This is a genomic window from Streptomyces malaysiensis subsp. samsunensis, from assembly GCF_024519315.1.
Lineage (GTDB): Bacteria > Actinomycetota > Actinomycetes > Streptomycetales > Streptomycetaceae > Streptomyces > Streptomyces malaysiensis.
This window is the reverse complement of the sequence record NZ_JANIIC010000030.1, coordinates 74,784-89,327: the sequence shown is the minus strand read 5'-3', so window position 1 is coordinate 89,327 and position 14,544 is coordinate 74,784. Positions and strand designations below refer to the sequence as shown.

Here is a 14,544-nt window from a genome sequence, read left to right as displayed (position 1 = left end):
ACCACCCGACACCGGTTCGGTGCGCTGAAGCGCGTACACGCATGGAACTGGCCGTCGCGTTGGGATGGCCTCAAGGCCGATGCGCTGGCGCCGCGCCGGGGCAGTGCTATGGCTTGCTGAAGCCGGGAGTGCACGTCCCCAGCCCGTTTCCCGCCCGCTTCTCGTCGACCGCCATGGCGAGCTCGGTGAAGAGACACTGCCGGTAGTCTCCTGGTACGCGGCCGGCCAGGTCCGCGCTCATACAAAGGCTTGTTCCGCCGCGGCCCGGGCCGGGACGTCCAGGGTCCGCGGGAAGGGACGGCCTCCGGCGCACAGGCGGCCCAGGCGCTCGACGGCTCCGGAGCGCAGCACCTCAACGTCCCCAATCGCCCCCGCGGCCGACGATAGTGAGGCTCCTGAGCGTGGACGGCCACCAGGTCCGGCAACAGGTCTGGGCACGCACACGTACGGGGCACTGCTGGTCGAAGCGAGATTCGTGTCGCAACGACACAGGGAGACGACAGCTGATTCCACCTTGCGGCTGCTTCGCCCCCTCAGGCCGGCTGTCCGCCCTCGGCGACATCCAGGAGCAGGAGGGCCGCACTGACCTCCACGATGGTTGTCGGAGCGGAGAGGTCGATGTCGGCCACCACTTCGATCCGCCGCAGGCGCTGGCTCACCGTATTGGGATGGACGTTGAGCCTCTGTGCGGCCTCGGTCCTGCCGAGATCACTGTCCAGATAGACGCGGAGCGTCCGCAGTAGATGAGTGCCACGCCGCAGATCGTGCTCCCGAACCGCCGCCAAGGTACGGTCGGCGAAGGCCACCAGCTGCCGGGCGTCGTTGAGTTGCAGGAGCAGACCCGCGACGCCGAGGTCGTCCGGCGTCACAACGATGTCGGAACGCCCCGTGCGCAGCGCCACGTTGAGTGCTCCGCGGGCAGTCCGGTACGCCTGCCGGACGGTCTGTCGCTCGGTGGCGGACACCGCCACAGTTGCCCCCTCGGCGCCCGGAACCGAAGCCATCGCGCGGCGTATCGAGGAGGCGACGGCACCCATGGGCTCCGCCTGTCCGGTCGCGCCCGCTGCCGCTCCCGTACGGACCCCGTCCAGGGGCCAGAGCGCGACCATCGCTCCCTGGTGCATCGCGACCAGGGGTCTCGGTCTGTACGTGGCAGCCAGCTCGGACACCAGAGTCAGTGCTCGCTGGTAGGCACGGGGACGCCGGGATCCGGTCGCCACCTCGAGTTGGCCGACGAGGGCGGCGTGGGGCCGGGACAAGTCGTGCCCCAGTCGGTCGGCGCGCTCCCGCAGCGGGCGGGATTCGGCAGCGGCACCGCTCAGGATGTCGGTGAGCAGTTCGCCGCGCAGCCGGTGCTCGACCTCGGTTCCGGTGCGCAACCGGAACAGCTCGAGCGATACCACGATCGAGGCGTGTTCGAGGGCGCGTTCGTCAAGTGCTGAGAATCCCCCAGCACCGCGCGGCAGCCACAGCCGGGCGACCACCTCACCAGCCAGCCGAACGGTGACAGCGACATGGCCGCCATGCTCGCGGACCAGGCCGGTGCCGAGCATGTGCGGCTCGGACCGATCCTCCTCCAGTGGCAGCGCCGCTCGGACGTCGGCGCCCGGCAACTCCGCGAGAGGGCCGGTGAGGGCGAGCACGGTGCCCCGCGCGTCCTCGACAAGTACGGGCCGCGATACGAGTTCCGCCAGCGTCATGACGATGCCGTCGAGCCCGCCGGCCCGGAGCGCGACCGCCAGGAGGCGTTCGTGGATGCGTTCTGATTTCGTCAGCAGGTCGCGCTGGCCGCGAAGCGAGGTGGTCAGCTGCTGGAGTTCCTTGACCATCCGTGCCGAGGTGAGCGCGATCGCGGCGTGATTGGCCAGCAAGGTGAGCCGCTCGATCTCGTGATCGGTGAAGTCGTGGGCGACAGAGTGGTAGCTGTTGAGCGTGCCGACCACTTCGCTGCCGGCAACCAGAGGCACCGAGAGCATCGACCGGTAACCCTGCTCCTTCGCGACCCCGCCCCATGGCGTGAACTGCGGCTCCCGGGCGATGTCCCGCACCGCGACGGGCTCACCCGACCGAAATGCCTGACTCGACGGTGCGTGGTGAAGACCGTTCCCGCGCAACCGCACCGGACGGTCGGAGTTGACGCGCGCCACATACTCGGCCGCCAGTCCGCTCCATCCTTCGATCACGAGGTTCCGCCCGGAGCCGTCGGGGATCAACACTCCGCAGAAGTCGAACCCCAGCAAGGACCGCGCCGTGTCCGCGACGAGGTCGAGGACCTCGCGCAGGCTTCGTCCGGAACTCACCGCGGAGCTCAATGCCTGCACGGCCTCGAGCCAGCGCCGCAGCTCGGCGTGCGACTCGCTTCCGCTCGACCGGGCAGGGCCCGCACCTTCCCGTGACAGCGTCGACATGTACTCAGCATGGCACGGACGAGAGTGTCACTGAAGACATACATCAGGCTTGAATATATCTCCCCGGACATAGAGATACGTGAACCGTGTCCCCATACTCGACCGCACACCACTGCATCGGGGCGCGGACACGGCTCCCCTTCCCTGCCGCGCCGAAACGTGCAGCCCTGTGCCCGTCATAAGGACAGCCCATGAACCAGACCGACACCCAGCGCCCTGACACCGCCGCGCCGCCGGCCGACGGCGTCGCTCGCCGCGATAGGGCGATCATCAACCCGGCCACCGGCGAGGTGATACGCACCGTCCCGGACAGCACGGTGGCCGAGGTGGACAAGGCGGTGGAGGTGGCGAGGACGGCCTTCGATTCCGGTCCGTGGCCCCGCATGCCGCGCAGTGAGCGAGCCAGGCACCTGCTGCGCTTCGCCGACGCGATCGAGGCACACACCGAGACGCTGTTCCAGCTGGAGACGCGGAACAATGGCCGTCCCATCACCGAGACCAGGGCACAGCTCGCCCGCGTCCCGGAGTGGTTCCGCTACAACGCGGGCCTGCTGGCCGCCCAGCGGGACGCGGTCCTGCCCGGCGACGGCCCGTACCTCACCTACCAGCGTCGGTCACCGCTCGGCGTGTGCGGCATCATCACCCCGTTCAACCATCCGCTGCTGATCCTCGCGCGCAGTCTGTCCGCCGCGCTGGCCACCGGAAACACCGTGGTGATCAAGCCCTCCGAAATGACGCCGCTGACCACACTGGCTCTGATCGGCATCCTGCGCGACGCCGGACTGCCCGAGGACGTCGTCATGGTCGTCACCGGTGGGCGCGAGGTGGGCGAACGGCTGACCGGGCATCCCGACATCGCCAAGATCACGCTGACCGGTGGCACCGAGGCCGGACGGGCCGCGGCTGTCGCCACGGCGGCCCGCTTCGCCCGCGTCACCGCGGAGCTCGGTGGCAAGACCCCGATCGTCGTCTTCGACGACATCGACCCGCTGGTCGCCGCCGAGGGGGCGGCGTTCGCGGCCTTCGTTGCGGCCGGCCAGTCCTGTGTCGCCGGTTCGCGGTTCCTCGTCCAGCGCGGGAGCTACGACGCCTTCGTCGAGGCACTGAGCGCACGGGCGTCGGCGATCCGGATCGGCGACCCCGCGCAGCCGGGAACCCAGCTGGGGCCGCTGATCAGCAGCGTCCAGCGGGACAAGGTCCTGCGTCTGATCGCGACCGGTGCACAGGAGGGCGTCCGGATCACCGCCGGCGGGGGCGTACCCGACCTGCCGGCCGAACTCGGCTCCGGTTACTACGTGCAACCCACCGTACTGGCCGACGCCACGATGTCCATGACCGTCACACGCGAGGAGATCTTCGGACCGGTCGCGGTCGTCGTGCCCTTCGACGGGGAGGACGACGCGGTCGCGATGGCCAACGACAACCGCTTCGGTCTCGGGGCCGGCGTCTGGACCCGAGACATCGGCCGGGGTCACCGCGTCGCGGACCGCATCACCGCCGGAATGGTGTGGGTCAACGATCACCATCGGCTGGAGCCGTCGCTCCCGTGGGGCGGGGTCAAGGAGTCCGGCACCGGACGGGACGCCGGCCAGGAGTCCTTCGACGACTTCACCTGGATCAAGACCGTCGTGGTGCGCACCGCCGCTGACGACGTCGACTGGTACGGCAGCACCGAGCCCGGCCGTCTCAACTGACCGGCTGTCCCACGGCGCTTCCCCCTCCCTTCCCCTCTCCCCCCAGGGCTCCCCCTCCCTTCCCCTCTCCCTCCCCAGGGCTCCCCCTCGTTCCCACGACGACTCCTGTCCGGCAACGTCCAACGAAGGACCCGCCCATGTCGAATACAAAGGTCGCCCGGCCCGCTCGCGGCTGGCGCGCGGAGATCACCCGAATGCAATGGCTCGTCCTGCTGGGGACGACGATGGGCTGGGCCCTGGACGGCTTCGCCGGAAGCCTCTACGCACTGGTCCTCGGCCCGGCCATGACCGAACTGCTGCCGCACAGCGGGATCGCGGTGAACCTCGACGACATCGGGTTCTACGGCGGCCTGACCGTGGCTCTGTTCCTCGCCGGCTGGGCGGTCGGCGGGCTCCTGTTCGGCATACTCGCCGACTACTTCGGGCGGGTCCGGGTGCTGTCCGCCGGCATCGTCACCTACGCGGTGTTCACCGCGCTGGCGGCGTTCGCCGACACCTGGTGGCAACTCGGTGCCCTGCGATTCGTCGCCGGGCTGGGCTCGGGTGTCGAGGCCCCGGTCGGGGCCGCGCTGGTGGCCGAGGTATGGCGCAACCGCCACCGGGCACGGGCCTGCGGCGTGATGATGTCCGGCTACGCGGCCGGCTTCTTCATCGCCGCGCTCGCCTACCAGCTGCTCGGCGACCACGGCTGGCGGCTGATGATGGGCATCGCGGTGGCGCCCGCCCTCCTCGTGTGGTTCATCCGCCGCTACGTTCCCGAGCCCCCGGAGATCCGGGGCGCCATCGCCGCACGCCGGATACGGAAGTCGCAGGGCCAGGTCACCGAGGCGGACCGGTTCGTCCTGCGCCGGCTGCTCGCCGCGCCGCTGCTGAGCAGGACGGCGGTCTGCACGGCGCTGGCCACCGGCTCGCTGATCGCCTTCTGGAGCGTGTCGACCTGGTATCCCCAGATCATCCGCCAGGTCGCCGCCGACGACGCGCTGTCCCCGGGCACGGCCAACAGCCATGTCGCGGTCGCCTCGATGCTGTTCAACGCGGGCGGCGTCCTCGGCTACGCCTCGTGGGGATTCCTCGCCGACGCGTTCGGCCGGCGCAAGGCCTTCGCCATCAGCTTCGCCGTCTCCGCCGTGAGCGTCTGCTATCTCTTTCCCTTCCATCACGGCTACGGCGAGTTCCTGCTCGCCCTGCCGGTCGTCGGATTCGGCCTGTTCGGGGCCTTGTCGGGCACTTTCGTCTACGGCCCCGAACTCTTCCCGCCCAGTGTGCGAGCCACCGGCATGGCCCTGTGCAACAGCGTCGGGCGGCTCATCACCGCGGCCGGCCCGCTGGTGGCCAGCGTCATCGCCGCCTCGTGGTTCGGCGGAGACCTGGGCCTGGCGACCACATGTGTCGCCGCGGTCGGACTGATCGCCGTGGCCGGTCTCGCCTTCGCACCGGAGACACGTGGAGCCGAACTCCCCAGCGACCCCATCGCCCCCGACCCGGTCCAGGCGCAGCCGCGGACCAGGCCGATCACCAGCAAGGAGATGTAGACATGAACGCGTACGACGGCGCCACCGCGGCGGTCATCGGCGGGTCGATCGGCGGGCTGACCACCGCCCTCCTCCTGCGCGACCTGGGCTTCACGGTCGACGTCTTCGAGCGGACCCCCACCGCCCTCGACGGCCGCGGCAGCGGCATCGTGCTACAGCCGGACACCCTGCGCTGGTTCACCGAGCGCAGTGACCAGCATCCGGAGAACCTCAGCACCTCCACGGACTGGGTCCAGTACCTGGACACCGACAACCGGATCGTGCACCGCGAGCGGCGGACCTGGAGCTACACATCATGGGGCACGTTCTACCGCGCCCTACTCGGCGACTTTGGAACCGACCACTACCATCTGGGCGAGTATGCCTGCGGATTCGACCAGGACGACCGGTCCGTCACCGTGCGGTTCGTGAGCGGGCGTGAAGTGACGGCGGACCTGGTGGTCTTCGCCGACGGAATCACCTCCATCGGGCGCCGACGCCTCGACCCGGCCGCGGATCTCACCTACTCCGGCTACATCGGATGGCGCGGCACGGTCCCGGAGAAGGACCTGTCCGAGGGCACCCGCGAGCTGCTGAAGGACTCCATCACCTACACCGTGGTGCCCCACTCACACATCACGCTCTACCCGATCCCCGGCGAAGGCGGTACCGGGCCACAGGACCGGCTCATGAACTACGTCTGGTACCGGAACGTGCCCGAGGGCCCCGAGCTGTCCGAGATGCTGATCGACAAGCGCGGCCTTCCCGGCACGGTGTCGATCCACCCCTCCCAGGTCCAGGACCGCTACGTGGACGAGATGCGGGACGCCGCGCAGCGGATGCTGTCCCCCGCCGCGGCCGAGGTCGTGACCTCGACAGCCACGCCGTACGTCCAGGTCGTCTCCGATGCGCGCGCGTCCCGGATGACCGACGGCCGGGTGGCACTGATCGGTGACGCGGCGTGTGCGGCCCGGCCGCACGCCGCGGCCGGCACCGCGAAGGCGGCGGCCGACGCCTGGGCCCTGGTCGCCGCGCTGCGGGAGGCGGAGGGTGACGTCAGCGCCGCCCTGCGCAAGTGGGAGCCGGTCCAGCTCGAACTCAGCGCCCAGCTGCTGGAGCGGGTCGTCGCCATGGGCGAGCGGTCCCAGTTCGCGAACACCTGGACGCCCGGCGATCCGAGCCTGCGGTTCGGTCTCTACGGCCCCGGGCACTGACCCCACCGCGGACCCGGGCGCCCCCGACCCACCACCCACCACACACAAGGAGCCACAATGACCAGCGAGAACTTTCTCGCGGACCTGCCGCTGGCCGGCGACCTCGTCGCCACCGGGTTCGACGGATGGACCCGGGAGCTGCGTACCGAGTTCGAGGCGCACTCCCACGACGGCCGGGTCGGCTCCCGGCTGCTGAGCCAGACACCGCGGGTGCGGGTCTGGGAGATCCGGCTCGCCCCCGGCGAGCGCTGGCACGCCCACCGGCACGTCCTCGACTACTTCTGGACCGCGGTGAACGCGGGCCGCAGCCGCCAGCACACGCACGACGGCACGACCCGGGAGGTCTCCTACGACGCCGGGGAGACCCGCCACTTCACCTTCGGCCCGGGCGAGTACCTCCTGCACGACATCGAGAATGTCGGCGGCACCGAGCTCGTCTTCACCACCGTCGAGCACCTCGACAGCGCCAACGCGCCGCTGGACATCCACGGCCACGGGCCGGACGCCCGGCAGGAGCCGCGACCGTGATCAGCACCCCGCTCGCCCAGGGCGTCATCGACGTCCACGCCCACTGGCTGCCCGCCGAGTTGTTCGGCCTCCCCCCGGGGGCCCCGTACGGGCGCATGCACGACCGCGACGGCCAGCTCCACCTCGGCGACATCCCACTGTCCATCCCGACCCGGGCGATGAGCGACGTCCCCGCCATCCTCGAGGACATGCGCACCGCGGGGGTGGGTGTGCGGGTCCTGTCCGCGCCGCCTTTCGCGTTCCCCGTGGGAGGCATGCCGGGGGCCGGTGCGTTTGTCTCCGCCTTCAACGACGCGCTCTCCGTCGTGGTCTCCGATGCCGATGGCAGGCTCGTGGGGCTCGGCATGGCGAGTCTCGACGACTCCGACGAGACTCGCGCCCAGATGGAGCGGCTGGCCGGGACCGACGGCATCGCCGGGATCGCGATACCGCCGCTGCTCGCCGACCGCTCCCTGGACCGGGGCATACTGCGCCACATCCTCACCGACGCCGTGGATCTCAACCTCGCCGTGCTCGTCCACCCGATGCAACTGCCCCGGCCGGAATGGTCGGAGCACTACCTCCCCAACCTCATAGGCAACCCCGTCGAGAGCGCCACCGCCGTCGCCGCACTGCTGCTGGGCGGCATCAAGGAAGAGCTGCCGGGGCTGCGGATCTGCTTCGTGCACGGCGGCGGTTGCGCACCGGGGCTGCTCGGCCGGTGGACCCACGGCTGGCACACCCGGGCCGATGTTCGCCGCCACTCGACCCGGCCGCCGGACGAGGTCTTCGGCGAGCTGTTCTTCGACAGCGTCACCCACGATCCCGCACTGCTGGGGCTGCTGGCCGCGCACGCCTCCGGGGCCGGTGTCGTCTGCGGGAGCGACTACCCATTCGACATGGCCCAGCCGGACCCCGTCCGCTTCGCCACCGACCACGGACCGGATGCCGGGACGCTCACCGCCAACGCGCGGGCGTTCCTCGGCCTGTGACGGGTCCACTGCGCACCACCTCACTCACCTGCGGCTCCCCACCGTGACCGACCCATACGTGCCCGCCCGGCGAACGGCGTTCGCCGGGCGGGGACGGGCACGACGCGACGCCGTTCCCTCCCCCGCCGAGACAGGCGGAAAGCCGTTCCGAGAAGGGAACCCACATGTCAGACTCCTCGCTGGCCGAACGCCAGGCCGTCAGAAAAGCCCTCAGACGCCTGGGCCCGCTGGTCCTGCTCCTCTACACGGCCGGTTACCTCGACCGGGTCAACCTCGGGACCGCCGCGCTGACCATGAATGCCGACCTCGGCATCAGCGCCTCCGCCTTCGGCTTCGCCACCGGTATCTTCTCGGCCGGTTACATCGCTCTGCAGGTCCCCAGCAACCTGGCACTCAACCGGCTGGGGCCGCGGCGCTGGCTCGGTCTGCTCACGATCTGCTGGGGCGTCGTCGCCGTGCTGACCAGCCTGGTCCAGGGCGAGAGCAGCCTCATCGCGATCAGAGTCGCCTTGGGCGCCGTCGAGGCAGGCATGCTCCCCGGCATGCTGATGTATCTGACGATCTGGTTCCCACCGCGGATGCGCGGCCGGGTCACCGCTCTGGTCTGCCTGCCGTTCTACGCGATCCTGGGAACACCGCTGTCCGCGGCCATCATCCAGTACGCCGACGGCGTGCTGGGCGTGGCGGGATGGCGGTGGATGTTCCTTCTCGAGGGAGCGCCGACGATCATCATCGGTCTGGTGCTGCTGCGTTTCCTGACCGACTCTCCGGCGACCGCCACCTGGCTCACGGAGCCGGAACGGGCGGCCCTGCTGGAGGTCACCGCGGCCGAGACCGCCGTGGAGAAGCAGAAGATCCGTTTCAACGACGTTCTGCAGCGGCTGCGCGACCTCCGCCTGATCACCCTTTCCGCGGGCGTCAGCCTCCTATGGGTCGGTTTCGCCGCCATCACCGCGTTCCTTCCGCTGATCATCGCCGGTTTCGCCCAGCAGGCCCACACGAAGCTGAACGTGGTCCAGACGGGCCTGCTCTCCGGGGCCGTCTACATCCCCGCGACACTCGTCGCCATCTTCTGGGTGTCCAGCTCGGACCGGCGCAACGAGCGGGTATGGCACGTGGCCTGGGGTGCGCTGCTGGCCGCCGCCGGCACCGTGCTGGCCGCCAACGCCACCGACCTGTGGCTGACCCTGCTCGGTACGGTCCTGCTCACGTCCGGTATCTACGCCGCTCTCTTCCTTATGTGGCAGATCCCGGTCGGACACCTGCGCGGACCCGTCGCCCTGTCTGTCGGCATCGCCCTCACCACGATGCTCGGCAACATCGGAAGCTTTCTGGCGCCCTACATCGTGGGATGGCTGCGCGACGCTACCGGAAACTACAACAGCGGCCTGTACTTCATCGCCGCCTCGCTCATCGGCTGTGCCGTCGTCACCGTGGCCGGCAACCGGATACGGCCACGCACCACCACCTCCCGCACACCCACCCCGCACCACGGCGACGTCGAAGAAGTCACCACCCACTGAAGAAGGACGAACACCATGCTCACGATCGACCACATCTCGCTGGGGTCCCGCAACATCTACGCCGGCACCGAACAGCTCTGCGCGGAAACCGGGTTCGGACAGTACGAAGGGGGCTGGTTCCCCCACCTCGGCATCGCCAACCGCATCGTCCCGCTCGGACCGGACCAGTACATCGAGGTGGAGAGCGTCATCGACGCCTACTCGCCGCAGACCAACCCCAACGCCCGCTGGTTCTACGACCAGATCGAAGGCGGCGACGTGTTCATCGGCTGGTGCCTGCGGGTCGACTCACGCGACGAACTGGAGAAGCTGGCCGAGCACTTCGGCACCAGCACCATCGACAAGCCGCTGCGCAAGCGGACGGACGGCGTGCAGCGCAACGCTATCCGTGTTCCCGAGACGATCCCCTGCTGGCAGCGGGGAGTGCCCAACGTGTTCCTGATCGAGGACCTCGCCGAGCACCCGGCGGCACAGCCGCGCAGCGGGCAGCGGAACACACCCCAGGGAATCATGTGGATGGAGGTCGGCGGCACCGAGGCGGACATGCGTGCATGGCTGGGCGATGGCGCCGCCGACCTTCCCTTGAAGTACAACGGCGGGCGGCCCGGTCTGTACGCGGTCGCCGTCGCCACGGACGAGGGTGAGGTGGTGGTCCGCCGCACGGCGGTTACCGAGCCTCGGCGACGTACGTGAGTCCACTGGATCCCACACCGCGCGCCCGCACGTGTACGACGGACCAGCGAACAAGCGGTGAGCTGCCGACCCGGTGGAGCCGGCAGCTCACCCCTGGCAACACCTCGCAGGTCTCGTGGTGGACAGGCGGTCCTTGGGCACCGACACATCGAAGACGGCCCTGATCAACAGCACCGATCACGCGATCGTAGCGACCTTCGGGACCCTCTACCGGGGCGTTGCCCAGTACTACCTGCTTGCCGGAGACGGGTTCCGGCTGCACCGGCTCCAATGGGTCATGGAGACCTCTCAAGACTCATGCGGCCAAGCACCGCTCCCGGCGTGGGCGGCCAGGGCCGGGGCACGGGGCTCTCAACCGCGCAGCGTGGTCACCGGGCTGTTGTATGCCTGTGCCGTCAGCACCGGGCGCCGGGACGAGCCGGCCTCCGACGGCCAGGACAGATCGACGGTGCGGGATTCACCGGGCAGCAGCCACAGGTAGTTGTCGCTGTACAGCGTCGGCAGCACCCGCCGGCCGTGGGCCTCCTCCAGCAGGGACAGCCGGACCATGGCGGCCACCGCCGATCCACGGTTATGGATCACCGCCGTCATCTCGTGACGGCCCCCGAGCTCGACACCTTGGTGATGTCGCCGGTCAGCTTCACTTGCCTGGCCTTGTTCAGCTCCCGCAGGGCGGAGGTGTCGCGGTAACGCCAGTACGTGTTCCGTGACACCTCCTTGCCCTTGCCGTCCGTCAGTGTGAGCCGCAGCAGATGCAGGTCCGGAAGGCCGTTCGTCCACTCCGCGGTGAAGGCTTTTGCCGTGTCGGCCCGCGCGACGTCCTCGTCGTCCTGTACGAGGGGGCGGTGGTGACCGCGGGACCGGTCCTGGAGGTGCCGACCCCTCACATCCTTGGGGAGGTCTTCGGTGTTCGGGCGAGCACCGAACGGCACGCCGACGGGCTGGGCGCCGGGGTGCGGGCGCTCGCCTTCACGAGGATGCGGGTGCCGTCCGGGTAGTCGGCGAGGTCGACCATGCCGGTCAGCTCGGCGACCTCGGCTCCCTCGCGCAGGGAGCCGTCCTGCTCCAGCGCGGGGTGCCAGAGGTGTTCGGGCAGAGCCCGGATCGCGTGGCGGACTGGCTCGGTGACGGGATATCCGACCGAAAAGAAGGTGCGGATTTGGCGGGAGCGCAGGGCGCGTATGTGGTGCAGGAATGCTGTGGAGCTTCCGGCGCTGTCGGTGCGGATGAGCAGGTCGGTGCCGTGGCGGTGAGCATCGGGGATCTGGGCCAGGGCCGCGTCCAGGACGGTGATGTGGTCGGTGGCGGTGTTGGCTCCCGCGTTGCCCGCTCTGAGCAGGCCGGCCAGGGCTTCGCCGGTGTTGTCCAGGAAGCACAGCAGCGGGTGGTAGCCGAAGCCGCGCTTGTACGTGGCTGCCGCCTGCTCTTTCTCCGAGTGGCAGGTGACCAGGGCGGCGTCGATGTCCAGGACGAGGCCCGGCAGGTCGCGCCCGCCGGCGCGGGCTGCCGGTATCCCCGTCCGGGTCTCGGCGGCTTGCAGCCAGGCGACCTCCCGCGCGGTGGCCCGGGCCGTGCGCAGTGCCGCCAGTGCAGTGGGGTCGATACCGGCCAGAAGCCGCCAGGCAGTTGGGGTGGAGGCCACCGGGCCGAACACCTCATGCTGGTCGCGCAGCGGAGCCAGGTCGGTGATGCTCTCGCCGCCGTCAGCGAGCATCACTGCCAGATCGGTTGCGATCCGTCCCGGGTCGTGCCCGGTCCCGCAGGGCCGCAGCCGACGCAAAGCCCCCGTGAAGGCGCGGGTCAGGCCGGTGGCATCGGCGAGATCGGCCAGCAGGCGGGATCCGGCGTGCCTGACCACCCCGCGACCGTCGGCCGAGACAACGAGCCTGGGGCGTGACCCGGTAGTGTGCACGCAGCAAGTGCCTTCCTGCTGTGATGACAGAGACCTTCGACAAGCCTCATCTTCCCAGCTCACAAGGCACTTTCGCTTTTCCGATCAAGATCCGGACACCGTGGCAAGTGAAACGCGCGGGCTGGCCTCGCGCTTTCATGAGGGGAGGTACTGATGGGCAATCAGGGTACGAGAGACCATCGCTGACCTGTTGTTTTTGCCTCCTGGGCGGCCCCGGTCGAGATCCGCTGTATTTCACCTTCGAGGTGAAGTCCTCGACGTGCCAGTCCCTCCTTGACCGTAGGGTGAGGTCGCTGCGCTTGACTCCACAGGCGTCCAACTGGGGAGGATTTCGTCGGTCTCGAAGGACACGGGCTTGTCCTGGCCAGCGAGCACAACGGTTCTTCCGCTGAGGCTGGCGTCAGTTGTGCGCCGGCCAGACCAAGTGTCCACCTCGAAGTTCTTCACGCCGACGCAGACCAGGACGCAATCGACCGCGCTGGCAGGGCTGGTTCGCGGTCGGCACCCCGCGAGCCAGACTTGTAGAGTGGGGTGAAGGTTTTCCTGCGGAGCGGCGAGGGCGAACGATGCAGCTGACGTCTGGACAGGTATTCCATCACCGGTGGTGCGCGGCGCTGGCCGCCCAGGACACGGCCGCGCTGCGTGAGCTCTACCATCCCGACGCGGTGCAGCTGTCGGTGGGCACCGGCCGCACGCTGCTCGGTGCGGAAGCTATCGCGGCTGGTTTCGCGGAGTTCTTCGGCATCGCCGGCGCTGTCAACACGACGGGAGTCGAGAATTTCATCGACCTCGGCACCTCGTTCGTCGCGGAGTCCACGCAGTCGACCGGCTTCGCGCAGGCCACGTCCTACGACGTCTTCGCCCTTGACGGCGGCCGCGCCCGCTTCCACGCCGGTGGCTCGATCTTCCCACGCTCGCCCGCCGCGTTACCAGCCCAGGATCCCGCCGCCCCGGGCCAGGCGTTTTTCCGGCGGCTCTGGGACGCCATCAGCATGCAGGACGCCGCGACGCTCACGAGTCTCTACGCCCCCGACGCCGTGCACGCCTCCGTGGCCGGCACCATGCGCGGCGGCCAGGTGATCACGGACAGTCTCCGGCAGCGCTGGCGGCAGGTCGGCCCTCCGCAGCTCAGGAGCTTGTCATGCTTCGTCGAGGGCCCGGACGCGCTCGCGGTCGAAGGCATCGCGAACCTCGGCTTCGGCCCAGATGTGCGGCTCGACGTGGAATTTTACGAAGTCTGGCTGCTGCGCCAGGGCCGGGCGGTGTTCGTCACCAACGGCCTGATCAGCCCGCGTCCGGCCGAGCTGCGCCAAGGTCTTCAGCAGTACGCCGACAACCAGATCCGCAACATTCAGACCGTCGCCCAGGGCCTGGCCAATCTCCACGCTCCCCGGTATTGGTACTAGCGTCGCGCTTTCATGAGGTGGCCAGTCCGCAGACTGGTCAGAAACGCAGAGCCGGCCGAGAAGGCGAACCGGGCGCCCTCCCCTCGCGCACAAGGAGACGATCCTGCGTGACGCCCTCGGCCACCATCACGCTCACCCGCGTCGAGGGCCGGGTCAAGCCCGGCGCGTACGTCTTCGAGGAGCGCACCACCCGCGTCCTCGGCCGCTCCACCGACTGTTCGCCACGACTACCCGACGACCCCGACCACAAGACCGTCTCCCGCCACCACTGCCTGCCCGACATCAACCCGCCGGACATCCGCATCCGCGACTTCGGCAGCCTCAACGGCACGTACGTCAACGGCGAGAAGATCGGCCAGCGGCGCCGGGGCCTCACCCCCGAGGAGGCCGTCGCGGATTCCTACCCCGAGCACGACCTCGAGGACGGCGACCGGATCCGCCTCGGTGACACTGTGTTCCGCGTCGACACCACGCGGCCGCAGGTCGCCACGCCGAGGCTCGCGCGCTGCGCCAAGTGCGAGCGCGAGCTGGGCGACGAGGCGGGCGGCCGCCCCGGCGAGTTGTTGTGCGCCGCCTGACAGGCCCGGCCCGACGCCCTGCTCAAGCTGCTGCTCGAGCCGGCGCCCGGCGGCCGCGCCGACCTCAAGGCCATCCGCGGCTACACGGTGATCCGGGAGCTCGGCC

At 69.6% G+C, this 14,544-nt stretch carries 12 protein-coding genes and 3 pseudogenes; 11 read left to right on the top strand and 4 right to left on the bottom strand.

The genetic code is table 11. The features are described 5' to 3' along the window. Positions 1–106: 106 nt before the first annotated feature. Both NQU54_RS24840 and NQU54_RS24835 read right to left on the bottom strand, forming a co-directional pair. Positions 107–241 (bottom strand): hypothetical protein, encoded by a 135-nt coding sequence (locus NQU54_RS24840; RefSeq protein WP_257633052.1) that lies wholly within the window; start codon positions 239–241, stop codon positions 107–109. Between the two features lie 292 nt (positions 242–533). Next, a complete protein-coding gene (locus tag NQU54_RS24835) occupies positions 534–2,408 on the bottom strand; it encodes a helix-turn-helix domain-containing protein (RefSeq protein ID WP_257633051.1) in 1,875 nt (624 codons plus the stop codon). Between the two features lie 191 nt (positions 2,409–2,599). Here NQU54_RS24835 and NQU54_RS24830 point away from each other — a divergent pair, with 191 nt between their 5' ends. The 8 genes and pseudogenes from NQU54_RS24830 to NQU54_RS50195 all read left to right on the top strand — a co-directional run. Then, on the top strand, positions 2,600–4,102 hold the full coding sequence (locus NQU54_RS24830; RefSeq protein WP_257633050.1) for an aldehyde dehydrogenase family protein: 1,503 nt from the start codon (positions 2,600–2,602) through the stop codon (positions 4,100–4,102). 137 nt (positions 4,103–4,239) lie between these two features. Next, positions 4,240–5,634 carry an MFS transporter gene (locus tag NQU54_RS24825; RefSeq protein ID WP_257633049.1) on the top strand — a complete coding sequence of 465 codons (1,395 nt, stop codon included), beginning with the start codon at positions 4,240–4,242 and terminating at the stop codon, positions 5,632–5,634. Between the two features lie 2 nt (positions 5,635–5,636). Beyond that, a complete protein-coding gene (locus NQU54_RS24820; RefSeq protein WP_257633048.1) occupies positions 5,637–6,827 on the top strand; it encodes an FAD binding domain-containing protein in 1,191 nt (396 codons plus the stop codon). 57 nt (positions 6,828–6,884) lie between these two features. Then, positions 6,885–7,355 (top strand): cupin domain-containing protein, encoded by a 471-nt coding sequence (locus NQU54_RS24815; protein ID WP_119983767.1) that lies wholly within the window; start codon positions 6,885–6,887, stop codon positions 7,353–7,355. After that, complete coding sequence (locus tag NQU54_RS24810) at positions 7,352–8,326, top strand: amidohydrolase family protein (protein WP_257633047.1); 975 nt, start codon at positions 7,352–7,354, stop codon at positions 8,324–8,326. Before NQU54_RS24815 ends, NQU54_RS24810 begins: the two co-directional genes overlap by 4 nt. A gap of 164 nt (positions 8,327–8,490) precedes the next feature. After that, a complete protein-coding gene (locus tag NQU54_RS24805; RefSeq protein WP_257633046.1) occupies positions 8,491–9,849 on the top strand; it encodes an MFS transporter in 1,359 nt (452 codons plus the stop codon). 15 nt (positions 9,850–9,864) lie between these two features. Next, complete coding sequence (locus NQU54_RS24800) at positions 9,865–10,542, top strand: VOC family protein (RefSeq protein WP_257633045.1); 678 nt, start codon at positions 9,865–9,867, stop codon at positions 10,540–10,542. 73 nt (positions 10,543–10,615) lie between these two features. After that, positions 10,616–10,771: pseudogene (locus tag NQU54_RS50195) on the top strand (hypothetical protein); the annotation flags it as partial. 122 nt (positions 10,772–10,893) lie between these two features. Here the strand turns inward: NQU54_RS50195 and NQU54_RS49365 are convergent. Then, entirely contained in the window at positions 10,894–11,124 is a 231-nt protein-coding gene (locus NQU54_RS49365; RefSeq protein WP_308408503.1) for a glycoside hydrolase family 2 protein, read from the bottom strand. A 233-nt stretch (positions 11,125–11,357) separates the two neighbouring features. Between NQU54_RS49365 and NQU54_RS24785 the strand changes: the two are divergent. Next, positions 11,358–11,486, top strand: a pseudogene (locus NQU54_RS24785) (ABC transporter ATP-binding protein); the annotation flags it as partial. On the opposite strand, the pseudogene NQU54_RS24780 reads toward NQU54_RS24785, so the two are convergent. Further along, positions 11,484–12,484, bottom strand: a pseudogene (locus tag NQU54_RS24780) (transposase); the annotation flags it as partial. The pseudogenes NQU54_RS24785 and NQU54_RS24780 sit on opposite strands and share 3 nt — an antisense overlap. Positions 12,485–13,020: 536 nt before the next feature. On the opposite strand from NQU54_RS24780, the gene NQU54_RS24775 reads away from it, so the two are divergent. Then, the gene (locus NQU54_RS24775) at positions 13,021–13,860 is read left to right on the top strand and encodes a nuclear transport factor 2 family protein (protein ID WP_257633044.1); all 840 of its coding nucleotides are present in this window, start codon (positions 13,021–13,023) and stop codon (positions 13,858–13,860) included. 107 nt (positions 13,861–13,967) lie between these two features. Beyond that, on the top strand, positions 13,968–14,438 hold the full coding sequence (locus NQU54_RS24770; protein WP_257633043.1) for an FHA domain-containing protein: 471 nt from the start codon (positions 13,968–13,970) through the stop codon (positions 14,436–14,438). Positions 14,439–14,544: the final 106 nt, after the last annotated feature.